Source organism: Nostoc sp. (assembly GCF_036917095.1).
Lineage (GTDB): Bacteria > Cyanobacteriota > Cyanobacteriia > Cyanobacteriales > Nostocaceae > Nostoc.
In genome coordinates this window covers 265120-291960 of the sequence record NZ_JBALFH010000044.1, presented here as the reverse complement: position 1 = coordinate 291960, position 26841 = coordinate 265120, and the positions used below count along the sequence as shown (strand labels likewise).

24 protein-coding genes are annotated in these 26841 nt (G+C 43.4%); 5 read left to right on the top strand and 19 right to left on the bottom strand.

What is annotated here, in order from left to right; all coding sequences use genetic code 11:
* Positions 1–39 precede the first annotated feature (39 nt).
* The 6 genes from V7L01_RS25775 to V7L01_RS25750 form a co-directional block, all read right to left on the bottom strand.
* Positions 40–660, bottom strand: a complete 621-nt coding sequence (locus V7L01_RS25775; RefSeq protein ID WP_335039802.1) for a low-complexity tail membrane protein — start codon at positions 658–660, stop codon at positions 40–42.
* Positions 661–763: 103 nt separating this feature from the next.
* Positions 764–3919 (bottom strand): translation initiation factor IF-2, encoded by a 3156-nt coding sequence (infB, locus tag V7L01_RS25770; RefSeq protein WP_335039799.1) that lies wholly within the window; start codon positions 3917–3919, stop codon positions 764–766.
* A 485-nt stretch (positions 3920–4404) separates the two neighbouring features.
* Positions 4405–4668, bottom strand: a complete 264-nt coding sequence (locus V7L01_RS25765) for a YlxR family protein (RefSeq protein WP_335039797.1) — start codon at positions 4666–4668, stop codon at positions 4405–4407.
* A 148-nt stretch (positions 4669–4816) separates the two neighbouring features.
* Entirely contained in the window at positions 4817–6103 is a 1287-nt protein-coding gene (gene nusA, locus V7L01_RS25760; protein WP_335039795.1) for a transcription termination factor NusA, read from the bottom strand.
* Positions 6104–6319: 216 nt separating this feature from the next.
* Positions 6320–6781 (bottom strand): ribosome maturation factor RimP, encoded by a 462-nt coding sequence (gene rimP, locus V7L01_RS25755; protein WP_335039793.1) that lies wholly within the window; start codon positions 6779–6781, stop codon positions 6320–6322.
* 209 nt (positions 6782–6990) lie between these two features.
* A complete protein-coding gene (locus V7L01_RS25750) occupies positions 6991–8439 on the bottom strand; it encodes a hypothetical protein (protein WP_335039790.1) in 1449 nt (482 codons plus the stop codon).
* A 125-nt stretch (positions 8440–8564) separates the two neighbouring features.
* On the opposite strand from V7L01_RS25750, the gene V7L01_RS25745 reads away from it, so the two are divergent.
* Positions 8565–8885 (top strand): hypothetical protein, encoded by a 321-nt coding sequence (locus tag V7L01_RS25745; RefSeq protein ID WP_335039788.1) that lies wholly within the window; start codon positions 8565–8567, stop codon positions 8883–8885.
* Between the two features lie 159 nt (positions 8886–9044).
* Positions 9045–9746 (top strand): peptidoglycan-binding domain-containing protein, encoded by a 702-nt coding sequence (locus V7L01_RS25740; protein WP_335039786.1) that lies wholly within the window; start codon positions 9045–9047, stop codon positions 9744–9746.
* Between the two features lie 31 nt (positions 9747–9777).
* On the opposite strand, the gene V7L01_RS25735 is transcribed toward V7L01_RS25740, so the two are convergent.
* Both V7L01_RS25735 and V7L01_RS25730 read right to left on the bottom strand, forming a co-directional pair.
* Positions 9778–10671: an SDH family Clp fold serine proteinase gene (locus V7L01_RS25735; protein ID WP_335039784.1), complete on the bottom strand. Its 894-nt coding sequence runs from the start codon at positions 10669–10671 to the stop codon at positions 9778–9780.
* A gap of 130 nt (positions 10672–10801) precedes the next feature.
* Positions 10802–12688, bottom strand: a complete 1887-nt coding sequence (locus V7L01_RS25730; RefSeq protein ID WP_335039782.1) for a serine/threonine-protein kinase — start codon at positions 12686–12688, stop codon at positions 10802–10804.
* Positions 12689–12965: 277 nt separating this feature from the next.
* On the opposite strand from V7L01_RS25730, the gene V7L01_RS25725 reads away from it, so the two are divergent.
* Complete coding sequence (locus tag V7L01_RS25725; protein ID WP_335039780.1) at positions 12966–13874, top strand: c-type heme family protein; 909 nt, start codon at positions 12966–12968, stop codon at positions 13872–13874.
* Positions 13875–13926: 52 nt separating this feature from the next.
* Here V7L01_RS25725 and V7L01_RS25720 read toward each other — a convergent pair whose 3' ends face one another.
* Entirely contained in the window at positions 13927–15177 is a 1251-nt protein-coding gene (locus tag V7L01_RS25720) for a serine/threonine-protein kinase (RefSeq protein WP_335039778.1), read from the bottom strand.
* Positions 15178–15763: 586 nt separating this feature from the next.
* Entirely contained in the window at positions 15764–16576 is an 813-nt protein-coding gene (locus tag V7L01_RS25715) for a Uma2 family endonuclease (RefSeq protein WP_335039776.1), read from the bottom strand.
* 182 nt (positions 16577–16758) lie between these two features.
* On the opposite strand from V7L01_RS25715, the gene V7L01_RS25710 reads away from it, so the two are divergent.
* Both V7L01_RS25710 and V7L01_RS25705 read left to right on the top strand, forming a co-directional pair.
* On the top strand, positions 16759–18120 hold the full coding sequence (locus V7L01_RS25710; RefSeq protein WP_335039774.1) for an IS701 family transposase: 1362 nt from the start codon (positions 16759–16761) through the stop codon (positions 18118–18120).
* Between the two features lie 378 nt (positions 18121–18498).
* On the top strand, positions 18499–18966 hold the full coding sequence (locus V7L01_RS25705; protein WP_099102204.1) for a hypothetical protein: 468 nt from the start codon (positions 18499–18501) through the stop codon (positions 18964–18966).
* Positions 18967–19503: 537 nt separating this feature from the next.
* Here V7L01_RS25705 and V7L01_RS25700 read toward each other — a convergent pair.
* The 9 genes from V7L01_RS25700 to radA all read right to left on the bottom strand — a co-directional run bounded on the left by V7L01_RS25700 (position 19504) and on the right by radA (position 26745).
* Entirely contained in the window at positions 19504–19773 is a 270-nt protein-coding gene (locus V7L01_RS25700) for a type II toxin-antitoxin system PemK/MazF family toxin (protein ID WP_335039769.1), read from the bottom strand.
* 3 nt (positions 19774–19776) lie between these two features.
* A complete protein-coding gene (locus V7L01_RS25695) occupies positions 19777–19998 on the bottom strand; it encodes a hypothetical protein (RefSeq protein ID WP_335039768.1) in 222 nt (73 codons plus the stop codon).
* 43 nt (positions 19999–20041) lie between these two features.
* Positions 20042–22681, bottom strand: a complete 2640-nt coding sequence (locus V7L01_RS25690; RefSeq protein ID WP_335039766.1) for a protein kinase domain-containing protein — start codon at positions 22679–22681, stop codon at positions 20042–20044.
* Positions 22682–22795: 114 nt separating this feature from the next.
* Positions 22796–23035 (bottom strand): type II toxin-antitoxin system HicA family toxin, encoded by a 240-nt coding sequence (locus V7L01_RS25685; protein WP_335039765.1) that lies wholly within the window; start codon positions 23033–23035, stop codon positions 22796–22798.
* A complete protein-coding gene (locus V7L01_RS25680; protein ID WP_335039763.1) occupies positions 23035–23259 on the bottom strand; it encodes a type II toxin-antitoxin system HicB family antitoxin in 225 nt (74 codons plus the stop codon). The genes V7L01_RS25685 and V7L01_RS25680 overlap by 1 nt, the downstream gene beginning before the upstream one ends.
* A gap of 235 nt (positions 23260–23494) precedes the next feature.
* The gene (locus V7L01_RS25675; protein ID WP_335039761.1) at positions 23495–23656 is read right to left on the bottom strand and encodes a hypothetical protein; all 162 of its coding nucleotides are present in this window, start codon (positions 23654–23656) and stop codon (positions 23495–23497) included.
* Positions 23657–23747: 91 nt separating this feature from the next.
* On the bottom strand, positions 23748–24026 hold the full coding sequence (locus tag V7L01_RS25670; protein ID WP_335039759.1) for a hypothetical protein: 279 nt from the start codon (positions 24024–24026) through the stop codon (positions 23748–23750).
* 325 nt (positions 24027–24351) lie between these two features.
* The gene (locus tag V7L01_RS25665) at positions 24352–25080 is read right to left on the bottom strand and encodes a Uma2 family endonuclease (protein ID WP_335039757.1); all 729 of its coding nucleotides are present in this window, start codon (positions 25078–25080) and stop codon (positions 24352–24354) included.
* Positions 25081–25218: 138 nt separating this feature from the next.
* Positions 25219–26745: a DNA repair protein RadA gene (gene radA / locus V7L01_RS25660; protein WP_335039755.1), complete on the bottom strand. Its 1527-nt coding sequence runs from the start codon at positions 26743–26745 to the stop codon at positions 25219–25221.
* Between the last annotated feature and the right edge of the window lie 96 nt (positions 26746–26841).

Below are 26841 nucleotides of genomic sequence, written 5' to 3'. Positions count from 1 at the left end.
TCTAGCCTTTTAAAGTAAATAATATTACTTTGAAGGCTACTACGAGTCTGTATTAATCCTAAACAAAGATTGCAACAACCGGGGAACCATTTGATTAACCCGCACCCCTAAAATTGTGAAATCCTGCTTAATCTTTTCTAAAGATAATGGCTCTATGCCAGCGAATTCTGTGTCATTAGTCACTAAAACTCGCATTACACTCACAGGTATTTGTAAAAATAGATTGCTGCCCAAAAACGCTAACCCCGCAAACACTAGTGCAACGCTACGCCATTGTGGGAGAAATTTAGCTGAATTTGCTACTAATGGGGCAATTTGGTAAAGCTGCCACAGCACCAAAACCGACAATACTGCTGCCACTAATGCCAGGATACGATTTATTTTTGTATTAATTAAACAGAGAATTTTTCGCTGCCGCTCAGTCAGATTTTCTGGCTTTAGGGCTATTCCTAAAAGAGCAAATATATAAAAAGGGCGACGCAACTGCATCCATAGCAAAGGGAGAATACCAATGGCAGCAACTAAAAATAGCTCCATCCAGACTGGTAAAAATGGCTCGCCTACAGACAAAAACAATAAGCAGAGGACTAAAAAAACAGGCAACGTCGCCAATCCAGCGACGTGAATCCACAAAATAGGTTCAGAGCGAAATGATTGCATAATAAAAACTTATGATTTAAGAGTTAGGAGCTAGGAATTAGCAGCCTTTAACTCCTAACTCCTAATTTATTACTCCTAACATCTAACCATTTTACCCTTAACACTATCTCGTTAAGGTGAGAGTGCGGCGTTTCGTAACCATCTGATAGGATTCGATGATGTCACCTTCAACCCAATCATTGAATTTATCTATGCCGACACCGCATTCATAACCAGCGTTGACCTCACGGGCATCTTCTTTCATCCGTTTTAGGGAATCAAGGACGCCTTCAAAGATTACCTTACCGCCGCGTCGCACCCTGACTTTGCAGTTGCGAACTAGCTTGCCTGATTGAACGTAGCAACCGGCAACAGCACCGCGACCGACTGGGAAGACGGCACGGACTTCGGTTTGACCCAAGGGTTCTTCCACCAACTCTGGTTCCAAAAGACCTTCCAAGGCATCTTGGATATCTTCTAGGAGTTTGTAGATGACGTTGTATTCCCGGACATCAACACCGGCTTCATCGGCAGCTTGTCTGGCACCACTGGCGAAGGTGGTGTTGAAGCCAATAATTACAGCATTACTGGCAGCTGCTAAGTCGATATCTGTCTCGGTGATTTCCCCAGCAGTAGCCAACAGCATCCTGATTTGGACTTCGTTTTGAGGGATTTGCTTGAGCGCTCCCACAATGGCTTCTACGGAACCTTGTACGTCTCCCTTCAAGATCAAGTTGAGTTCTTTCAACTCGCCTTCTTGTGCTTGAGCCGATAAGGTTGTAAGGGTAACACGACCTTGCAACAGGCGGGATAGGCGTTGTCTGTCTGCGCGATCGCTAGCGAGTGCTCTGGCTTCTTTTTCGTTCTGGAAGACCTCGAACTCGTCGCCGGCTGCTGGGACATCACTTAAACCTAGTACCTCGACAGCAAAGGAAGGAGAAGCAATATCTACTCTCTTGCCTCTGTCATCCACCATCGCCCGGACTTTACCGAAGGCCGAACCAGCTACCAAGATATCTCCCACATGCAGGGTGCCATTCTGAATCAGCAGGGTAGCAACTGCTCCCTTAGCTTTATCCAGATGTGCTTCAATTACAGTTCCTTTGGCAGTCCGATCTGGGTTAGCAGATAGTTCTCCAACCTCTGCTACCAAGAGAATCATCTCTAAGAGCGTATCCAGGTTTTCACCTCTGATGGCGCTCACTGGAACCATGATTGTCTCACCACCCCAGTCTTCTGAGGTCAGACCATACTGGGTGAGTTCTTGTTTAACGCGCTCTGGCTGTGCCCCTTCTTTGTCAATTTTGTTGATTGCAACAACAATTGGCACTCCCGCAGCTTGGGCGTGACTAATGGCTTCAATGGTTTGGGGACGCACACCATCATCAGCAGCCACAACTAACACGGCAATGTCTGTTACCCGCGCTCCTCTGGCCCGCATAGCTGTAAAGGCTTCGTGACCAGGAGTATCCAGGAAGACTATCTGCTGTGGTTTGCCCTCATGTTCCACATCCACATGGTACGCACCAATGTGTTGAGTGATCCCACCAGCTTCGCCAGCAGCCACTTTTGTTTTGCGGATTGAGTCGAGCAGGGTTGTTTTACCGTGGTCTACGTGACCCATAATTGTCACGACTGGCGGACGACGGTGGAGATATTCTTGGTCTTCTGCACCGACCATTTCCGTAATTTTCCGAGCTTCTGCTTCTCGCTCGACGGTTTCGACTTCTATTTCTAGTTCTTTGCCTACCAGGGTAATTGTGGGAATATCCAGATTTTGGGTGATACTCACCGCCATGCCTTTAAGGAACAGGATTTTCACAATCTCTGTATCGGGAACGGCTAAAACGTCAGACAACTCTTGCACAGTCAACGGGCCTGTGATCGTGACCTTTTCGGGACGATCGCGCTTTGTATCGGCTTCTTGTTGGCGACGGTTATTGTGATTATCACGGCTAGAACCAGATTTAGAACCAGGTTTTCTACTTCCTCTAGCAGTTGGGGCGCTAGCAAGGGTTGCGCCTGGCATCTGCACAGGTCGAGTCGCTTTGGGTTTGGGAGGACGGGCGATGGAAAGGCTAACTTGGACGGTCGCTGGTGAGTCGAGATCGTCATCATCCAGCAAATCTTCTTCAAATTCGTCATCAAGTATTGGCTTGATCCGCTTGCCTTTGACGCCAGCCTTAGCCTTCTCTTTAACTTCGTCAATGATTTCCTCTTCTACCCACTTTTTGCCACCTTTGGTTGGGCGAGGCGGACTTGGGCGTTTCAAATCCAACAAATCGGGTGCGACTGGCTCGTCACCCAATCTTTCAGATTTGCCCGCAATTCCTGACATCTGTCTGGGTGGAGTAGCGATCGGCATTGCGGCTGCTACAGCTTCACCTGGACGGGCTGGTCTGGGTCGTTGCCCTTCTCCTAGTTGTGATGGTGCAGATGGTCTATTGCCCCTCTGCTCTGGTCGGCTGGGTGAAGGAGTGGGACGACTTGTTCTTTGTGGTGCACCTTGTGGTGACGGGTCAGTTGGCAGCTTCGCGACTCTTGGCTTAATTTGCTCGCGATCGCCTTCGACGGGTCTTACGCGTTGGTCGCGTTTGAGGATCGGTTTGTCTGCTTGAGATACTTGCTCATCTGCCACCTGGGCTTCTTCCGCCGCAGGTCTTGCTGGAGGAGCAACTAGTTGTGGTTTTTGAGGTTTATCCGGTTTCGGTCTGGGTGGAACTATTTTTTCCGGTTTTTGGGATGCTATTTTTTCCGGTGCCTGATTTGGATTGGGCGTTTGTTCCAATTCAGCGATCGGAGGTTGCTCTTGAGTCTCAGATTGAGTCCGGGGTACAGGTCGGGTTGGTACCGTCGGCTTCATGGGTGAGACTGGTGTAGCGAAAGGCCGTGGAGGAGAGGGAGGATTAGCTTCAGACAAGGCAGCTTGGGTATTGGTAGCAACTGACGCCTCGGAGGCGTTGGAGGTAGTATTTCTCAATATTTTGGGTTTGCGTATTTCCAGAATTTGCTGTTTGTGGGGTGCAGCAGGTCGCGCAGGTCCGCCATTCGGTGGTGAATTTGGCTTATGGCTGGTTGTACCTAGTTCCTTTCTAGCAGATACATTCGTAGCTGCCAGCTTTTCTGCTGCCGCCCGGATGTTTTCTGCCTCGGATTCTGAAATCGTGCTGCTATGGCTTTTCACCGAGATGTTGAGCTGCTCGCAAATTGCTAATAGCTCTTTGTTATCCAAATTCAATTCCTTTGATAATTCATAGATTCTAACTTTGCCGTTGTTCATCCACTCTTCCCCTTTAATTTACAGTTTTAGCGGATGGCTGCCTGGTTTGCGACATCTCCATCCTTGGATTACTGTTTTTAGGTTGCCGTTCAGTTTTTGCCGGTGCCTCCAATCAGGAAAGAGAGATGTTTCGGTTTAATAATGGCATCCCCACCAGTTGTGATGGTTGAAGGGGACCCATAAAAATTTCTTAAATAAAGGATTTTTATAGGAACCCTTGACGCCGAACTGCGCCTGAGCGCTACCAGGTTGCCATTTTGTAGTTTCTTGTTTTGTTGATTCTGAGTCTTCCACAACACAATCGATTACATCTTGTTCTGGGAATGTTGCCTCGCCTCTCGTTATGGGAGAGCCGAATGCGTTTTACACCCATTTACTATTTTGCCACTAACCTTAACGATCGACAGAGGGTGTGATGAAAGCGCGACTTCGGCTTTCGACACAATTGCTCTGGAGATGACGTCACAAAGTTGTTCCAACTAGATTTAGTTTTGGGTATTACTGCGGGCTAGACGCTGTGACAAGCTTTGGTACAGTGTTTCTGGCACTGATGCATGTAGCGATCGCCCTAGTCGATTTTTTTTTTGAGCCGCTTGTAGGCAACTCGTTTGGGGACAAATATAGGCAGAACGCCCCATGCCCCGATCTAATTGTACCTTTCCCGATGGAAAGACGCGGACAATCCGCCAAAACTCATCTTTTGAACCTACTTTGCGGCAACTAATACAGCGCCGATAATTTGGTTTCATCGGTTCTCTGCGATCTCAGTCCAGGATTTGGGATGTAAAAAGAAGTTTATTATTACTATTTTTTACTTATACCAAGTAGCTTTTGAGAAAATAATCCTTGAGACTGAGAGTACAATCTACAGTATCAAAACTTTACAAATTTAATCAATTATTCATCATCTAGATTGTCAAAACTATCCTCCTCTTCTAATTCATCCTGATTTTCATCGTCTAATTCTTCTTCAAAGTCAAGATCGTCTTCCTCTGATTCCTGTGATTGATATTTTGTTCTTACCGCTGTAAATTTGGCATCTTCTCCTGCATAGTCATACTTAGCTTTGTCTTTGATGTCTATTTTCCAACCAGTTAGGCGGGCTGCCAAACGGACGTTTTGTCCTTCTTTCCCAATAGCCAAACTCAATTGATCTTCAGCCACGAGTACGTGAGTTTGCCGACTTTCTGGGTCCATCAGGCGTACTTCATCCACCCGTGCTGGACTTAAGGCATTAGCAATATATGTTGCTGGATCTGGCGACCAACGAATTACATCTATTTTTTCACCGCGTAATTCGTTGACTACTACTTGAATTCGCGATCCCCTGGCTCCGATACAAGCGCCTACTGGGTCTACATCGCGATCGAGAGTATCTACTGCTATTTTAGTCCGCGGCCCTACATAACGGGAAGGGGGGTTTGCCTCCCTAGCTACGGCGACAATCCGTACCACTTCATCTTCGATTTCTGGGACTTCGTTGGCGAAGAGATAAACTACCAAGCCAGCATCAGCACGAGACACAAGCAACTGTGGCCCTCGTTGTTGACCTTGGGAGACTTTTTTCAGATATACCTTGAAGGTGGCATTTGCCCGATAATTATCGTTGGGTAGTTGTTCCCGCTTCGGTAATTCAGCTTCTACTTCTGGCTGACCAAAGCCACTGCTAACTGCCAGAACCACTGATTGCCGCTCAAACCGCAGGACTCTTGCTTGCAGGACAGTTCCTTCTAAATCTTGGAACTCTTCTTGCACCATCTGGCGCTGTTGATCCCGTAATTTTTGTGCAAGTACCTGCTTGGTTTGCATCGCCGCCATCCGACCAAATTCTCCTTGGTCGGGGGTAACATCTAGCACCACAGAGTCCCCTAATTGCGCTTCGGGAGCGACTTGCTGAACTTCGTCTAGGGAAATCTGATGGTCTGTGTTATTGACTTCTTCGACAATGGTTTTGGTAGAAAGAACGCGAAATCCTTCTCCTTCAATATCAAGTTCTACTTCAAAATTCTCAAAATAATCTTCGTCAAACTGTTTGCGTTCTAAATTTTGGGCCCGACGATAGCGTTCGTAGCCTTTGAGTAGTGCTTCTCTAATAGCTGATTGAACTGCAAGCCGGGGTAAATTCCGCTCGCGACTTATACTTTCAATTAATTCTTTTAATCCAGGTAAAGTAACCATTGACATAAGCAATCTCCTTTAAAAATCAGGGGCTGGGGACTGGGGCTGGAGACTGGAGACTAGGGACTGGGGACTGAAAACTACGCATTAGAGCCAGGGATTAGAGAATAGCTTTACACTAGTCCCTAACCTCTAGCCCCTAGTGCTTAACCTTTAGTCCCTAACCTCTAGCTTTGAGCGACTCGCACTCTAGTCTCTAACTCCTGAGCCATAGCCCTTTGTTTATCGGCGCTCGTCTAGCTGCACCTTGGTAATTAGGGAGCGGGGAATTTCGACTACACGGCCTTTTTGGTTTAAGTAAAGTGCTGTCTCATCCCGACGAATCAACTGACCAGTCCACTCTTGTTGTCCGTCGTAGGGGGGCGTTGTGGAGATGATGACAGGAAATCCTTTAAAAGAAATAAACTCCCTGTCGGTGACCAGTTGCCGCGAAATACCAGGACTAGACACTTCCAAGACATAGGCATCTGGAACGATTTCCGCAGCATCTAAGGAGGCTTCTAAAGCACGACTCATCCTCTCACAATCATTTAACCCAGTGTCTTGCTGAGGATTACGAATGTCTACCCGCAACACTGGTGGACTTTGGTTAGTGTGAAAAACCACACCAACCACTTCCAATCCCAGTTCTTCTGCTACTGGTGTCGCCAAATCAATAATTTGTGGAACTAAAGGATGAGCCATGAGAGAATTCAATAAAAAAAGTGGGCACTGACCCACTTCCTGCGATATGGATATCTTCCAAGAAGTCTTGTGACGAACCAATGATGATTCGCCCTAATTCGAGTTTAGCGCATTTATTGGATAGTCAATAGTCATTAGGTATTGGGAAGAGGCAGAGGGGAAAGAGGTAATTTTGTATTCTCTCCTTTGTCTTTTGCTCTCTGCTCTCTCTACCCTTGCCGGATTTCTGGGAGAGTGGTGCTTTTATCAACTACTGCTGGAACTGATACTTGTGTTCGTAGCTGCCTAGTTTGCTCGATAATTTGGTCTATATCTTCTTGGGACAAGCGCTGGACGTAGTTGAGTTTAATTTCTTCTAAGAAGTCAAAAAGTAAACTCTGAATTTCTGAGAGTACGTGTTTTTCCTTGATTTGAGATCCCAAGACTTTGCTGAAGCTTTCTACTAGTTGACTGGTGAGTTTTGCGCCAACAGGATCTTCAACAGCGCTAACTAAAGTTTTGTAAAGATTAGTTGTGATTTGGGTTGCCAGTTGTTCGCTTAACTGGGTTTGGGCCTCTCCCACACCAGGGAGGTTCTGGAGGTTGCGGTAGACAGGGATTTGATGGAAAACGGTTTCGATATTGTGGCGCAAAATGGCAACGATCGCAGGTTGAATTTCGGGTAGCACTTGGTAAACAATTGTTTTTACCAAAAGACCTGCGATCGCTTCCACTTCATTCACATTATTAATATCTATGTAGGGACGTAAATTTTCCTGTTGTGAGATCCAACGCGTTAACTCACCCCGCTTAATTGAACCCTGAAGCTGGTTAATTACCCTCACCACTACAATTTCTGTCAGTTCTTCGGCAAAATTGGCGACTATCCCTTGATTAATTTGCTTTCGCACTGGATGCAGATTCAATAACCGCGCTTGGTCGAGGCGAATTAATATAGGGATGATTCGCAACCACCGCCAAAATGGCAGTAGTAAAAATAAATCGTACCAACGCCACAATAGTGCTTCAAACCAGCTTAAACCAGGATGTTGGCGTCTGATTAAGAAGATACGCCCCAGCAATTCTACGCCAAATAAAATCACAAAGGGTAAGTCAATAATCCAAAAATTATCAACAAATTCCCCATTTTCCCCAATTTGGCGGTAGTAGTTAGAGGCAATCAAAGGGCGGATTCTCTGGTTGAAAAAACTAATTTCTTGAAACCAACCATTTTGTGATAAATACGGCTGACTCCAAAAAGTGGCAAAGGACTGTTTTGCAGATTTATTACCGATGCGATCGCGCATCCGATTTTTGATTTTTTCCAGAGTACCACTCTTATTCACTCCCGCAAACGGGTTAGTGTCAATCATCTCGTTGCTCAGAAGCCTTATTTCCTCTAGCCTGCTATTTACCTGAGGCGACTGTAACCCTGTTTGGCTGACTTGTTCTTCTAATGCCTTTACTACTTCTAGATAATTTTTCGTGTCTCGATAGGGTTCAATACCTTTTATTGGGTCATAAATCTGAATAATTTGAGGAAGTTTTCGCAAGTAGAAATCTCGACCAGGTACGTAACTTAAATCAAACAAAACTAAACCTAAATTTACAGTGGCAGTAATTGCCATAAATCTTTCAAACCAAAGATTCCGCTGCTTAGAATAATTTATATTTTTCATTTTTTGTCATGTATTATACATTGTTTGAAGATTTGGAATATAAACTCTTTCATTTATTAATTTTCGGCTTTTTCCAAGCAATTACAGGAATTTGCAGTTGAGTAGACCCCAATAGTGGCGCACAGATGCATTGGTATCAACTTAACCTCAAATCGGCCATTAGAAACCGCATCTACGCAGTTGAAACCCGCTCTGTTAGCGTAGTAAAGACCAGAGAATCAGTTCTGTTTGCCCTTGGCGTTGGCGTTAGCGTCTCTGAAAGAGAAGCCTCTCGTAGAGAAGCGATCGCTGTCAGCCGCCATTCAGACTTATCTGTGGTGCCCAGAAACTCCGCAAATTCCATTCGCCAGGGTTACGGTTATTTAGCGTTTAAGGAAGGGGTGGATTCGATTCAAATGATAACTGCTGTATCTCTGCTAATACAAGATACTCCTTTTGATGGATGACACAAATTAGGTTTTGTAAATTTAGTTAAATTTGACAAAATTAAATCAAAAATTATTCAAAAAACATTAAAAAATAGCAAAAAAAGTTATTAAACAAACTTAAAATGCAGCTGTTAAGATTTATAATCCTGCTGATTTAACCCAAAGGAGTTTTTAAGTATGTGGTGTGGGTTTGGAAAATCAAGCGCGACCTTTGCTGTTACTTGCCTGGTAACTGCTAGCATTGTAATTGCAGACACTGGTTTCGCAGCCCGTCAACGTAGCTATACGCCAGAGCAATTCCGTGCTGTACTGCACGGGTTAGGCTATAACGTCAAGGTAACAAATACTCCTTTGACGGATGAGGAAACTAAAAAGGCAATTCGTGAATTTCAAACAGGTTATAGGCTAAAACCAGTTGATGGGATAGCAGGGCCAAAAACCCAAGATTTTGCTGCTAACATCGTTCAAATTTTGCACACAAATTTGAATGCAGTTGTAAAGCCAAATCCTCCCCTCCCGCGCGATCATTTTTATGGTTCCCGCACGGAAGCAGTGGTAAAGGAGTACCAGAAGAAATATCAACTGCAAGAAAGTGGAATTGCTAATTTAGCACTTCGCCAAAAGCTGAATGAAGAAGCAAAGACAGTCTTCACTCAGCCCACAGCTACACCAACGCCTAAACCAACGGCTAAACCGACAGCTAAACCGACAGCTAAACCGACAGCTACACCAACAGCTACGCCAATGGCTACACCAACAGCTACGCCAACAGCTACACCAACGGCTACACCGACAGCTACGCCAACAGCTACACCAACGGCTACACCGACAGCTACACCGACACCAACAGCTACACCGACACCAACAGCTACACCCTAGTCGCCACAAAAAATTCCTACCCCAAAGTGCCTCAAGTTATCTGATTTGGTTCTTCCAAGGGTCTGCCTTTGGGTGTAGGTAGAACTGGACGGCGGTCATTGTAAGGCATGGGAATGTATTGCACGCTGGGTCGCCCTCCTTGTGGTTGTGGGTACAGATCCATGAGAGCATAAATAGAATGGGGCAGTCCGACGGTTACGGGCAGCCCCATTTCTGTTGCTTCTTCAATAGTGATGGGATAGTCGTGGGTGACGCGTCCAGTTGTTAGGGCTTCGATAATCGATTCGATATTTTCTGGCAGAACTTTTTGTTTGGGTATACTGTCTTTAAGCAAAGTTCGCACAAACCGCTGGACTTGCTGTATTGCTTTGCGTGAGAGGTCGGCCATAATTAAGGTTTGGTCATCAATCTCAGCGATGGGTTTATCTTCAACTACTTTCAAAATACTCGCTGCGGGGTAATTCCCCAATTGGGGATCGACTGGCCCTAAGACAGCGTTAGCATCCATAATAATTTCATCAGAGGCGAGGGCAAGCATCGTACCGCCACTCATGGCGTAGTGGGGTACAAAAACTGTAACTTTTGCTTGGTGGCGAATTAATGCTCTAGCGATTTGTTCTGTAGCCAAAACCAAACCACCAGGAGTGTGCAAAATTAAGTCAATCGGCACATCTGGGGGTGTGAGGCGAATTGCTCGCAATATTTGTTCTGAGTCTTCGATAGTAATGTAGCGAGATAAGGGAATTCCCAGTAAGCTAATGGACTCTTGGCGGTGAATCAGCAAAATCACCCGACTTTTGCGTTCCTGCTGGAATTCTTGTAAAGCACGCAAGCGCCGATATTCTATTTGACGTTTTTGCCAAAGGGGTTGCAAAGAAGTCAAAAGGAGAAAAATCCAGAATAAATCACCAATACCAAAGCCCATAAAATTTATTGTTCAAAAATCACGGTTGCGCCATTATTGTCACAAATTTGGCGCGATCGCAGTTCTATCTGTAGATTTAAAAGTATGCGAACCACACTAAGCAAAAATATTATGAATTCTGAATTATTTATTATCCCCGTCGCCAAATCTTTATAGTATCGTCATCACTACCGCTGACTAGGGTTTGGCCATTGGGACTGAAGGTAACGCATCTAACATAGTTGGAATGCCCTGTAAGTGTGCTGATTTCTCTGCCACTTACGTGCCACAGTTTGATAGTGTTGTCCCAACTGCCACTAGCGAGAAGTTGCCCATCCTGGCTAAAGGCGACTGACCAAACTGAATCAAAATGACCAATCAGAGTACGAATTTCTCTGCCTGTATTTACATGCCACAATTTAATGGTGTTGTCAGCACTACCACTAGCGATAATTTCCCCATCCGGGCTGAAGGCGATACAGTTGACGAAGAAAGAATGACCTGCAAGTGTGCAGATATTTCTGCCTGTGTATAGTTGCCATAGTTTGATAGTGTAGTCATTACTACCACTAGCCACAAACTCTTTATCTTTGCTATTCGCTGTCGGCGTTCTCGGAGAGCAGGCAACTGACGAAACTGAGTCAGAATGACCTATGAGAGTTTGGATTTCTATGCCTGTGTTTACATCCCACAATTTAATTGTGCAGTCAGCACTGCCGCTAGCCAGAAACTGGCCATCTGGACTAAAGGCAACGGAATTCACCCAATTCGCATGACCAACGAGAGTACGAATTTCTTTGCCTGTGTTTACATCCCACAATTTAATCGTGTTATCCCAACTACCGCTAGCCAAAATCTTCCAATTCCGGTCTGCGATTCCCGCAGATTTGCCTGATTCGCCTTGATAAGAAAGCTTTGAGGAGATTGGGCTAAAGGCGACGGAATGAACCATATTAGAATGACCAGAAGACCAACGACCGAGTTGACGCACTAGCTTGCCACTACCCAGTTGCCAAAGTTTAATAGTCATGTCATTACTGCCACTAGCAATAAATTGCCCGTCTGAGCTAATGGCGATCGCATGAACCATACTAGAATGACCTTTAAGGGTCTGTACGCATTGCCAGCTCTGTCGATCTAATACAACAGATGGAGGTGGTTTAAGTCTAGGCGTTATCAGTAAAGTAGATAATGTTTTTGTTCCAGTATTTTCAGTATCAGGAACCAATAAATCTAACCACTCTTGCACAGACTGGGGACGATAGGTTGAATCCAAATCCATGCCGCACATAATAGCCTGATTTACCCTATTGCTGATGTTAGGATTAAAATATTTTGGTGGTTCTAAATTAATATTGTGACGCCTATCATCTGCACTCGTCGGGATAACGGCGGTAAGCAAATTATACAAGGTAGCAGCTAGGGCGTAGATATCAATGTATTCTCCTCGTGGCGCTTCTGATTCATACTGCTCAGGTGGGGCAAAACCAGGAGTGCGATACACTGTATGTCTTTGGATTGTATTGGGAATAAATTCTCTAGCGATGCCAAAATCTATCAGCACTGCTTCTGATTTCTCAATGCGGATCATAATATTACGTGGTTTGAGATCCCGATGCAGCAATCCTTTAGAATGAATTAGCGTCAAAGCATCGCCAATTTGCCGGATGTACAGCAGTGCTTCTGCTTCTGATAGCACCCCTATGCGTCTCACGCGCTGTCCTAAGTCTTCGCCTTCGATATACTCCATCACCATGCAGGGCAAATTTCCCTCATCAAAGATGGTTTCTATTTGTACTATATGAGGATGGTTACACACAGCCAGCCGAACTGCTTCATCACGGAAGTCTTGCCGTAACTTGTTTCGATGGAGTATCCAGGCGGGGTGATTCAGGATTTCTTCTTTGAGAGTTTTAATTACTCGCAGTTGATTCCGTTGATTACTGGCAAGATAAGTAATGCCAATTCCACCTTCACCTAATTGCCTTTCGATAATGTAGCGTCCACCGAATAAAGACTTTCCTGCATTCCACACCATTAGTAATATTTGACAATTGCTGGTATTTATTTTGGCACGGTATCAGAACAGCCAACACGAATTTTGGAAATTCAATTTTGTTTTGCTGTTATAGCTTTTTGGAACTTAGTTAGTTAAAAAACATTTTCCTTACTAATATAAAATTGGGTATACCCTAATAGTTTTAGCGAAACTATAACCTTTAACCAAAATCTTTATTTGATTGCTCATGCTAGAGTAAACGATGACTTTAGCCATATTTGGTCATAATAATTTGACTTGTAGGTAATCTTAAATTATGCTAAAGAATCTCAATCTGAAACAAAAATTTACAATTCTCCTACTGGTAATTCTGACATTCGGTTTGAGCTTGAGTGGATTTGCTCTTTCTTCTCTGCTCAGAGAAAATGCTAAACAAGATATTAGTTCAACTGCTCTCATGCTCATGCAAACAATGAGTTCTGTTCGTAAATACACCAGTACTCAAGTAAATCCAGAGCTAGCTGATAAATTGGCAACTGAGTTTTTGCCGCAAAGTGTGCCTGCATACTCAGCACGAGAGGTATTTGAGATTTTACGGAAAACAACAGACTACCGTGATTTTTTTTATAAAGAAGCAACTCTCAATCCCACAAATCTTCGGGATAAGGCTGACGGTTTTGAGACGGAAATTGTAGAAAGGTTCAGAAATAAATCAGACCTTAAAGAGGTGAGTGGATTTCGCTCAATTCCTGGTGGAGATATCTTTTATATTGCTCGTCCGCTACCAATTTCTGAAGGAAGCTGTCTGAAGTGTCATAGCGTACCTGAAGTTGCACCCCAAAGTATGATTACTCTTTATGGTACAGCTAATGGATTTGGGTGGAAGCTTAATGAAATTGTCGGCGCTCAAATCATAACAGTACCTGCGAATAACGTCATTAATAAAGCTAATCAGTCTTCCTTACTAATTATCCTAATTGTATCAACTATATTTATAGCAACTATCTTGTTAGTCAACTTTTTCTTAAATCGACAAGTTGTTATGCCTCTCAAACGGATGACTCGCATAGCCGAGGAAGTTAGTACCGGACATATGGAAGTTGAATTTGAGCAGATGTCTAATGATGAAATCGGTAATTTAGCTAAAGCCTTTAAACGGATGCAGTTAAGTTTAGAAATGGCAATGAAAAGAATCAAACGCACTCAAGGAAGTACAGGGGACTAAAAAATTAAAAATTAAAAACATCACTAAATCCGTGATGTCTAAATATCAATATCTAGGAAAATAAGCTTTTTTTGAATTCAAAAGCTGCTTGAAAGTTAGGAATTTCCCTAGCGATGAGTTCAATAAATTGGTCAGCTGAAATGTAAGGATTTTGAGCTAATATTTCTTCCATAACCAGATTTGCCATTGGCCCGATGTGGTAGGCTAACTGCTGCTGACAACGTTTGATAAATGCTGGTTGGAGAGAAGGTTGTTGTTGTTCAATTCGCCCAATTTGCGGAGTAACTGGTAAACTAGGTGAACTAAAAATTGCTTCTCCAGGTTGCTTGTATGACTCCGATATGGCCGACATAGCCTGAAATTCAGGGTTAAATACCGTGGCAGGCAAATCATCAACCACGATCGCAGGAGACATTACCACTTCTGGTTCTCCAATATGCTCTAAATCTATAAGAACTTCCCTAGCTGTTTGATATCGCTTGTTAGGCCTATCTGCCAACATCCGATCGAGTACTTGGGCGAAACTATCAGTAACAAAGGTATAATAACGCCAGTTCCATTCTAATGAGTACTGATCCATGAGTAAGGATGGATCTCTACCTGTGAGTAGTACAATAGCTGTTACTCCCAAAGCATAAAGGTCACTAGAGGCGGAACATAAACCCAAGCTAATCTGTTCGCGGGGAGCATATCCGACTTTGCCTACAAGAGACATTTTGCCAACAAAGGTCACCTGGTTGTTGGAACTTCTGCCCTCATTCATGTCAGCAATTTGCTTGCCTACACCAAAATCAATCAGCACTGGCAAATCCTTGCCATCGGGTAACATGATGTTGTCAGGAGAAATATCTCGATGGATGATGTTGTGTTGATGGACATATTCCAAAACAGGCAGCAGATTTTTTAGCCACTCTATAACTTCCTCTTCAGAAAAATTTCTTCCTTGACGTTGAAGTTCTCCCAGCAGCCTAGAATATGTTTTACCGTCAACATACTCTTGTACTAGGAATAATCGACCATCTCCTTCAAAGCAAGCCAAAAATTTGGGAATTTGAGGATGTTGCAATTGATGAAGAATTTTTGCCTCTCTTTTAAATAAGTTGCGATATTGTTCCAGCCCACTCTCGCCTGTGCCAATGGGCGCAAACTCCTTGAGAACACAAGCTTCATTAAACCGACGAGTGTCAAAGGCCAAGTAAGTTCGCCCCAATCCTCCCTGTCCCAGAAGTTTTTGGATAACATAGCGGTTATCGATTAGAGTTCCAGCAGCTATTTCTGGTCTTGTCATAGGGGACTGTGACATCTCATCGCACTCCTAGCGATTTTATTATTGATAGATTATTCAGTTTGCTGAAAGTCAGAAACTCTAGCAGATAAAGGCTTATAACATCCTTAAAATTGAGATTAGCATCACTGTCAAGACAAGGAAATACACTTTTCTACAATCTTTTGACGGTCTTGTGTGACTAAATAGACAATTTTTACCTGAGCAGTTCGATGGTACTACTCATACTTACGTATTTTAGCAGCCGGAACATAACGAGTGTCTGCGGTAATCTCTGCGAATGCTCTGGGCATCGCCTTTTGGATTCGCAGATGAACCACATTTTACCCCTAGTAACTCAATTGGCACTGAGCTTTGGAACGCTAGGTAAGGATATAGCGTGATATAGTAGTTCCTCAGAAAAACTGGGTTTGCTATAGACTTGCTGAAGAAATTATTATATGTATTTCAAGTGCTGAATATGCGATCGCTCTCAAAAATTAATCTTTCTGGGAGCCAATATCGTTATCAAATAACTGTTTCAGCATCGGCTATCAAGGTTTTCAGTATACATGATTCCTCAAAAGCAGAAAATGATACTGCGTATCAGAAAAGACTTGTGAAGCTACAACAATTCATCTAGTTCATCAGGATTCACGCCTAACTGACGCAAACGTTCTGTTAATTGTTCTACTTTTCGTTTGGCTTGAGCAGCTTCTTGTTCGGCAATGATAGCTCGTTCAGTAGCAGCCGCCGCTTCCTCTGTGGGTGCGGGAATTAATTCTCCCGTTAAAGTGAACCACCTTAACCACAACCTTTCAATATCTCGAAATGAACCTTGCCATAAGCCTAAACTTAAATCTATCTCTGGCATTAGTAGGTATCCATTAGTCAAGTTCATTGGTTCATAGTGACCGCCGACTAACTGAAAAGCCCGAAGTTCATTAGTGTAGCGACTAAAAACAACATAGTAGGGAATCCGCAGAATTCGCTCATAAACTTCCCATTTGCTAGGAGGTTTATCTGCTGCATTTTCTCTTCTTGTGCCTAAATCTTCGTCTTCCGTACCTGGAGATAATAACTCAACAACTACGAAGGGATTTGCTGGTTCTTGCCAAGTTACATAACTTAACCGCAAGTCTTGCCCTTTGTATAATTTTCCTACGCCTACTACACCAAACCAATCTGGGCGCTTATACCACAAAGGATGTTGTAAATCATAGTAAAGATTAAGGTCAGCAGCACTGTAAACTAATTCGGGATTCCAGTTAATGGGCTGAAAAGTTAAGTATAAAAGTAGAGGCTGTAAAAAGTGAAAATCGTCTGGCAAACCTGGTTCCTCTGGGTTGTCACTTGGTAAATCATACATCGTTGGTAGAGTTTCCCAAGGAGGAAGCGGCGGGTCAGATTGAGGGATGTAATGGGGAGAAGAAGTCATAATAAAAATTGGGTTTGATATTTTTCGGCTATTACTTTTATGGCTCTAGCGTACTTATTATGCTAAATTCACAGCTTCTAAGCTCGACTTTATCCATTTTTGAGAATATGAGGGGGCAAAAGGAAGAAACATGAACATGGGAAAATAGGAAGTAGCGTCAATGACAATATGCATCTATACCCATGAGCCTGAATTTACCCGCAGGAATAGCCAGTATCATACAAGTGTTCTCAAGGCTTTTCTCAACCAGAGTCTGGAAGCAGGCCGAAGTACTGATGATTGGGGCAATTCTAACGACGCGAAAGCGTACAGTATCCTCAATACTGGAAGTCATGGGAATAGCGCATGAGAAAAATTTTCAAAATTATCATCGTGTTTTAAGTCGTGCGGTGTGGTCAAACTTAGAAGCTAGTCGCATTTTGTTAATGATTCTGATCAGTATTTTTGTCCCATCAGGGCCAATTATTATGGGAATTGACGACACCATTGAAAGGAGGAAAGGGAAGAAAATCAAAGCAAAAGGTATCTATCGTGACCCAGTACGTTCAAGCCACAGCCAGTTTGTCAAAGTTAGTGGTCTACGATGGTTAGGAGTCATGTTACTTGTAGAAATACCTTGGGCACAAAGAGTTTGGGCTTTGCCTTTTCTCACCGCTTTAGCACCATCTGAACGTTACAACCAGCAACTTAAACGTCGCCATAAAACCCTGACCGATTGGGGAAGGCAAATGATGTTACAAATTCGACGATGGTTGCCGAACCGAGAGTTGGTAATGGTTGCAGATAGCAGTTTTGCAGCATTAGAACTTCTATTTCGTGTGAGTCAGCACAAGTTGCCCATACACATGATTACTCGGTTACGTTTGGATGCCGCATTATATGAGCCAGCACTCAACAGGAAAGCAGGTACTATGGGGCGACCAGCACTCAAAGGCAAAAGATTACCAAATCTAGAACACATATCAGTTGACCCCAACGCTCATTGGCAAACTGTGATAGTTAACAACTGGTATGGCCAAGGCAAACGCGAGGTAGAAATTTGTAGTGACACTGCTGTTTGGTATCACACCGCAAAGCCTGTAGTCCCAATTCGTTGGGTATTGATTCGTGACCCAAAAGGTAAGTTTGAAACACAGGCAATACTCAGCACTGGTCTGGCTTATTCTCCTATACAGATTTTGGAGTGGTTTGTACGTCGATGGCAAGTGGAAGTTACTTTTGAGGAAGTCAGGGCACACTTGGGAGTTGAAACTCAACTTTGTCTTTGGTCTGACAAAGCGATCGCTCGTACAACACCATTATTATTTGGGCTTTTTTCCTTAGTTACTGTCTTGGCACACCATTTACAAAATGATTTTCAGTGGCAAGTCCGGCAAACAAGTTGGTACTCCAAACATTTGCCTTCCTTCTCAGATGCACTGGCTTTAGTGCGGCGATTTTTGTGGGCTAGCACTTTTTCAATGTCCCATGAATCCTTTGAGATGGTAAAAGTACCTCGCCCTTTGTTTGAACGTTTGCGGGACATTGCCGTTTATGCCGCGTAATTGGATAAAGTCGAGCTAAGAGGGAATAGGGAATAGGGAACAGAAGCGAATAGATGTGTACTGAGTTTTTTCACGCAATCAAATAAGATTCCTATAGAAGTAATAATGTTATTTTACAATTAGCTGCGAAGTGCTAGCGCACCGCTTTGCTAATGCCAAATTTTGAGATTACCTCTGCTACTATTATCTCTAAATGTTCGGCTTCCTTGGGTCAAATGCCACTGGACTCTAATTGTGAAACTTGCTCAAGGTTGGTAATTAGCGAGATATCACTTATTTAAAGGTATAAAAAATTTTCTTAATTGCTTATAAATAACTATTACTTTCTAAATTACTTGGGGAATACTGAAATTTAGTACCATTAAAGGTGTATGAATAATGGCAGATAATAAAGTCAGTGCAAAACTTTCCTCGGCAGACAGGGAAGCCGTGATGCAAGCTATTACTACTATCCGCGAAAAGTTACCGTTTTTGATTGATTTGACAACCGAGGAGCGTAAAGCTTTACCTAAGCTGGGGGATAAGAGTCGGGCGTTTGTGAGTAAGGCGTTGGAAATCGGCACACAAAACCCTGACTTCTTACCTCGTTCTTTTGACTTGAATGAAATGCGCCAAGATATCGAATTATTTGAAGCACTGTATCCCATTTTGCTGTCGTTGACGCAACTGCAAGAACTGGTGGATGATACTTCTGTGGCTGTTGGTAGCGAAGCTTATGCGGCGGGGTTGATGGTATATAACTATGCGAAAGTCAGTGGTAAAGGCGCGGGTTTAGAGTCAATGATTGATGATTTAGGACGCAGATTTGCCCGGAAAGCTAAAAAAGTGCAACCACAAAGTTCATAAGGGACTTCCAACAAATAAATTATCCAATCTTGTGGGGTGGACATCTTGTCCGCCCTTGGCTATGGGCTATCGTGTCGTCCACCCCACAAGAAGTAGTTGAGTATTTTTTATTTGGAGTTCCCTAAGTCGAGAAATTAACTCAATGCTTCTACCTAAAAACCTAAAACTTTGAGCTTCTGAGTTTGGGTGTTTCTGTTTCAAGTGAAAAACTTCCAGTCAGAAGCTCAAATTTTGCTGTTGTCAGCAAGAACGTTCTTGTTTCAAATAAGAACGTTTTCGTTTCAAGTGAGAATGTTTTGGTTTTAAACGAGAACTTTCTGGTTTGAAGTGAAAATGTTCTGGTTGAAAACGAGAAGTTTTTGGTTTGAAGTGAGAATGTTCTGGTTGAAAACGAGAAGTTTCTGGTTTGAAGTGAGAATGTTTTCGTTTGAAGTTAAAAAGTTTGTGTTTAGAGCTAAACAGTTGTAGGTTAAAGAGCAATAGGGTTTGTAGGGCTTCTCGGTTGAGTGGAATAAAGACCTAACCCCAGCCCCTTCCCTACAAGGGAAGGGGAGTAAGATTCAAAGGCTCTTTCCTTTTATTTATCTTATGCAATCTCACTACCGAAGGACGCATTAAACCTGCTTTCTGCCATTCGATAATTTCAACATCAAAAGCAGTTTGAGTGATTTGACTGGTAATACGCGCCACAATAACATCGTCATCTCCGGTATCTAAAAGTACTAATACTGGGCGAAGTTTGAATGTTACTGCATCAGAAAATGGCAACTTGAGCAATATAACAGAACCAGATTGATAATTTTGCATTGATTAAATCGTGTCGTAGATAGCATCATCTTCGCTGTAGCCTTTTAGTAATTGTTCGGCTGCAAGACGATGCCAAGCTGTTTCTTCTTGTTCTTCTTCTGTGGGTTCATTGACGAGAATAATTACTTTTACCTGCTGGTTATTTGCTAACTGTTGCCAAATCACATTTGGTAATTCTATTTTGCCTTCATCGGTGACATTGGCAGGAAATTCGTATGCTTTCATATTATGTTTATTGTTCGCTAGTTCTAATATTATTTTGACGCTGTTATTGCACAACTAGCTGCGATCGCCATATTTTGATATTCCCGCTAGCATCTCCAGCAGCAAGCCAATTTCCATCGGGGCTAAAGGCGACAGATAAAACTCCGTCAAAATGAGCCAGGCTGTGAATTTCTTTACCTGTTGATATTTCCCACAGTTTGATAGTGTTGTCGTCACTACCACTAGCGAGAATTTGCTTATCACTACTGATGGCTACGGAAAAAACCAACTCGGAATGACCAGTGAGGGTGCGAATTTCCCTTCCAGTTGTCACCGACCACAGTTTGATAGTGTTGTCGTCACTACCACTAGCGAGAATTTGCCCATCACTACTGATGGCTACGGAATTAACCGACTCGGAATGACCAGTGAGGGTGCGAATTTCCTTTCCGATTGTCACCGACCACAGTTTGATAGTGTTGTCCTTACTACCACTAGCAAGAATTTGCCCATCACTACTGATGGCTACGGATCTCACCAACTCAGAATGACCAGTGAGGGTGCGAATTTCCTTTCCGGTTGTCACCGACCACAGTTTGATCGTGTTGTCGTCACTACCACTAGCGAGAATTTGCCCATCACTACTGATGGCTACGGAAAAAACCCAGGAGGAATGACCAGTGAGGGTGCGAATTTCCTTTCCGGTTGTCACCGACCACAGTTTGATCGTGTTGTCCTGACTACCACTAGCAAGAATTTGCCCATCACTACTGATGGCTACGGATCTCACCAACTCAGAATGACCAGTGAGGGTGCGAATTTCATTTCCGGTTGTCACCGACCACAGTTTGATCGTGTTGTGCTTACTACCACTAGCAAGAATTTGCCCATCACTACTGATGGCTACGGAACTAACCCAGTCAGAATAACCAGTGAGGGTGCGAATTTCCTTTCCTGTTGTCACCGACCACAGTTTGATAGTGTTGTCGTTACTACCACTAGCGAGAATTTGCCCATCACTACTGATGGCTACGGAATTAACCGACTCGGAATGACCAGTGAGGGTGCGAATTTCCTTTCCGGTTGTCACCGACCACAGTTTGATCGTGTTGTCCCAACTACCACTAGCGAGAATTTGCCCATCACTACTGATGGCTACGGAATTAACCAACTCAGAATGACCAGTGAGGGTGCGAATTTCCTTTCCGGTTGTCACCGACCACAGTTTGATCGTGTTGTCCCAACTACCACTAGCAAGAATTTGCCCATCACTACTGATGGCTACGGAATTAACCGACTCAGAATGACCAGTGAGGGTGCGAATTTCCTTTCCTGTTGTCACCGACCACAGTTTGATCGTGTTGTCCCAACTACCACTAGCGAGAATTTGCCCATCACTACTGATGGCTACGGATCTCACCAACTCAGAATGACCAGTGAGGGTGCGAATTTCCTTTCCGGTTGTCACCGACCACAGTTTGATCGTGTTGTCCTGACTACCACTAGCAAGAATTTGCCCATCACTACTGATGGCTACGGAACTAACCCAGTCAGAATGACCAGTGAGGGTGCGAATTTCCTTTCCTGTTGTCACCGACCACAGTTTGATAGTGTTGTCGTTACTACCACTAGCAAGAATTTGCCCATCACTACTGATGGCGACGGAATTAACCCTTTTGGAATGACCAGTGAGGGTGCAAAGAAGTTGACCTGTAGTTGATGAAAACAAGTGAATAACTGAATGTGCCACACTTGCTAAAATATCTTCCTTGGGGCTAAGGGCGACTCTTCCATTAATACCAGGGATGATGTGGGCGCATTCCCAAGATGGGGGTGTATTGGGACGAGATCGAGATATTACTGGTTGTGTTGGCGGTATGGGACTTGCACCCAACAAATCCAACCACTCCTGCACAGACTGGGGACGAAACTTGTAATTTAACGCCATCCCCTTCATAATTGCCTCATTCACCCTGTCGCTAACCCTGCCATTCAACTCCTTGGGTGCTTGTAGCGTAAAATTTTGCAGTCTAGCTGGTGCTGGCATAGGCAATTGTCCAGTCACTAAAGAATATAACGTAGCTGCGAAGGCGTAAACATCTATATATTCTCCCCGTTGTTCGATGGGTACATATTGTTCTGGTGGCGCGTAACCATGAGTAACACTCTCTGTATGCTGTAAAGCTGCACCAGAAATAAATTGTCTAGCAAGACCAAAGTCAATTAGCACCGCTTCTGGTTTACCCGCCCGCATCATAATATTACTCGGCTTCAAATCCCGATGCAGCAAGCCTTTCTCATGAACCAATATCAAAGCTTCGCCAATTTGCCTAATATATAGTAGTGCTTCTGCTTCTGGTAACGCCCCTTTTTCGGTTATCAGCTTCCCCAAATCTTCGCCTTCGATGTACTCCATCGCCATACATGGCAAATTACCTTCATCAAAGACGTTTTCTACCTGCACAACATGAGGATGGCGACACAAAGTCAGTCGCAAAGCTTCATCCCGGAAGTCATGCCGTAATTTATCTTGATGTGGTATCCAGTCAGGATGATTGAGGATTTGTTCTCTGAGGGTTTTGATGACTCGCAATTCACCGCGTCGATTTTTCGCAAGATAGGTAATCCCAACTCCACCTTCGCCTAATTTTCTCTCAATGATGTAGCGACTACCAAATAACTCCTGCCCTGGATTCCACGCCATTGGTCAAAACCGTAGTTTTACTGATATTTATTTTGGCACACCATAAATCTCAGTTTTTGGCAAAGTTGATGTCTAAGCTGTATATCTATAGTGTCTCTACATTAAGTTCTTTACTCAACTTTGCTCATAGGCTGTTAAGAATTCGTCCCGCGAGATAGCTACTTGAGTGCAAATCGATCTTAATGTCCCTGATTTAATTTGAGATTGATTAGGCATGACTAATGGTGTTTGCGAGCCATCTTCATTTTCTCGCACCATAACAATATGTTCGCGTTCCCGAATGATGTGAAACCCCAGTAACTCAAATGCTTTAATAACTCTTTTCTTTGGAGCGTCTACAGGAAACTTGGGCATTAAATAGCCACCTCTGCATCTATCACAAAAGCTTCGATTACTGGTGAGTCATCTTCGAGCATTTCTTTGCCAAATATTTCGATATAGCAACGAATAGCTGACTTGACATCGGCTAAAGCTTCTTCATAAGTATCACCTTGACCAACTACAGCCCCTTTTATACTAAGAGGATAGGCAACATAACCGTCAGAATGTTTTTCTACAATAATTTTGATTTGTTTCATTACGGGTATTTAGCAAGGTAAACTTTAGGCAATTCTGATGCAGCCGACAATAAGCAGTGTATTCAATTGTAATAAATTTATAGCGATCGCATTTTTAGATTAAATGGGACGTAGGCTTAACCCATCACAGACATCGCTTTTGTTTAACTATACCTCTTTTGATGCAGTTACAGACTCTACAGCTGTTTGGGATGATGTTTGTTGAATCAATCTTATCAATAGGCGTAGCCCTTCATTAACTGCCCCAGAATCTGGAAAAATTGCTGCTACATCGATCGGGATCTAACTGGACAGTTAGGGTAGATCGTTTGCGCCCTTGACCCTGTGCTATAACTGGGAGTTGAGTAAAGTCGTATTCAGGACATAAGTCATCATCCATTTCAAAGGTCTGACTCATAAGCTTTGCGTTCGTTACGGTTAGCTGGACTTTAAGCAATGTTCAGATCCCCGACTTTTTTGAAAAGTCGGGGATCTAAGTTAGATAGGGGTTATTGCGTTAAAATTTGACGGCTTAAAATACTCATTACTTCACCTGGGTTGGCGGTTGGTAGCAGTGGACTCCAATCTCCTACACTGGCATAGCCAATTACCTGCAAGTAGTGAATTGTACTGCTAACAGCTTTGGGAGAACCAATCAGTAGATGCTTAATCGGTTCTCTGTTGGGAAGTGGCTGTGCAGTTGATTCCTTGCGGGTGGGTGTATCTAAATTTTCACCCAGGTATTGCTTTAACTGTGATTGGGCAGACTTTTGTAATTGTGCCATCATTGTATTTATCTCCTGATAAAGGGGTGACATAAAGGCGATCGCATTCTTCTTTCCGGGATTAGGCGATCGCCTTTATCATGTCTTTATATTAGGGTATAAAATTATACTTATCAACTGCAAACTTGAAAATTATTAATAATAATTTTCAAGTTTTAACGGGAATAAATTAGCTTTAGCTTTGGTAATATTAACAATAACAATTAACAAAAATACTCTCAATTCTTGGCTGTAATTGGTATTATTTAAAATTTCATATTTCTAAAAAAAATGCTAGATTTAGCAAATTTTTCGCTAATCTAGCAAACCTAAATTATTTAGAGGAAGTCTAATTTTCCGGCTCAATTCCCGCCGCCCGCAATTGTGCTGCTAGTCGTTCAGCACGTTGCCGTTCTTGTTCGGCGCGATCGCGTTCCTGTTGGGCTAACTCAGAACCCCAAGGTAAAAGGTTTCCTTGTTCATCCCACCACCGTAACCACTTTCCTACACGATTTTCACGAGTACCTTGCCACACCCCAAGGTAAAGATTCATTTCTGTTATCCAGTAGCGTTGATTTTCATCAGACTCTTGCAAAATGTACTGTTCTGTGTTTCCTAAGCGATACATCTCGAAACTACCGCTGTCTGGCTCAAAGATAATATAGTTTGGTACTTTTAAAATGCGCTCGTAGAAAAACCATTTTCCTGGGGGATATGTCGCTTTGATAGAATATTCTGTCTCCTGTATATCGGAAACAAATTCCATCACAATTACGGGAATGTCACCCTGTAATTGAGGTGTGTAACTGCGTATTACTTCTTCTCTATTAACGTTAATTTTGGCAATGAAAGCCCAATCAGGGGCTTTAATCACCATTTTGTTGTTGAGAGTGGCACAAATGCCGTAATTAGTTGTTGTTAGGGCGTTAGCAGAAATTTTTTCGGCTAATTGTAAGCTTTCTGTAAGTGCAGCAGCTAAGGCTGGTTGGTTGATGTTGTCCACTGGATCGTCTGGGAGTTTGTAATCATCGGGTAGTTTTTCCCAAGTGATTTGGTAGTCTTGGGTGAGGGCTGTCATCGTGGGTTGTCCTTTGGGATGGTAAATTTACAAGAAATAAATTACGAACCACAGAGACGCAGAGAACACAGAGAGAGGAGAAATGGAGAGTGATTATTTTAGCTCCCCTCAAGCCCGTTTAAAAAGGGGGCTATATAGTTACTCTTCTTCATCAGGTTCTAAATCGTCGGCTGTCAATTCTTGATGCGGGATGGCGGCGATAATCGCATCTATTACTTTAGATACTGGTAATATCTCAATATTTAAGTCGGGAAATTTTGTCCCTTTTGGCACGATCGCTCGTTTAAATCCCAACTTAGCAGCTTCTTTCAACCGCAGTTCCATTTGGGAAACCGATCGCACTTGTCCGCCTAGCCCAACTTCACCGATTAATACTGTACCGGGATCGACTATGCGATCGCGGAAACTTGCAACGATCGCGATCGCAATTCCTAAATCTACCGCCGGTTCTTCCACATTCAATCCACCCGCAGAAGCAACGTAGGAATCCAATTTCGACATGGGAATTCCCACCCGTTTTTCTAAGACGGCGAGAATTTGCACCAAGCGGTTGTAATCTACGCCAGTACCAGCACGACGGGGTGAGGGATAGCTGGTGGGACTCACCAAAGCTTGCAATTCTACAACGATGGGGCGAGTACCTTCACAAGCAACGACAATAGCAGTACCAGGTGCAGGATCGTCACGGTTGCCTAAAAATAGCTCTGAGGGGTTGGAGACTTCCCGCAGTCCCTCGGCTACCATTTCAAAGATGCCGATTTCGTGAGTTGCGCCGAAGCGATTTTTTACTGTGCGTAATAACCGATGGGAAGCAAAGCGATCGCCTTCAAAGTACAACACTGTATCTACTAAATGTTCTAAGACTTTTGGCCCAGCGATCGCTCCTTCTTTGGTAACATGTCCCACAATCAGCATAGTGACATCTTCGTGCTTCGCCACTTTCATCAGTGCGGCCGTACATTCCCGTACCTGAGCCACTGAACCTGGTGCGGAAGTCAGCGCTGGAAAGAACACCGTTTGGATACTATCAATCACCGCCACGTTTGGCTTTAGAGAGTCTATTTCCCGTAAAATTTCTTCTAAATCTGTTTCTGGCAATACATATAAATCTGCACCTATACTGTCAGGGTCTATAGGAAGTGTAGTATCTACTACTACAGCAACCTTCTCCTCATTCACCACGCTTAGGGTTTTTGATACTCCCAACCGAGAAGCTCGTAATTTTACTTGCTGTCCCGATTCTTCACCAGTTACATAAAGGATGCGATATTTCTGCGCTAGTTGATTTGATACTTGCAGCAATAAAGTCGATTTCCCAATCCCTGGATCGCCACCAATCAGCACCATAGAGCCAGGAACAACCCCACCCCCAAGCACCCGATCTAATTCTTCATAACCAGACTCCCAGCGGGCAATTTGGCGATCGGTAATTTGGTCAAATGTTAAAGAGGCTCGCGCTTTCGCTGGTTTAGAGTGAGATTTGCCATTTGTTTGAGTTGATTGCCAACTACTCACTCCCCCTCGGCTGGGTACATCTACTGAAGACTGGATAGAAATTTGTTCTTCTAGAGAATTATAAGTGCCGCAAGCTGGACACTTACCAAACCACTGGGGTGATTCTGCTCCACATTCGTTACAAACGTAAAAGGTTTTTGGCTTTGCCATTCTTAAATCTTATTAAATAATCTTAATATTTACTTAATTCTTGAAAAAAACTAAAAACCAATAATAGTAGTATTCAGGGCTTTTTCCAAATCAATT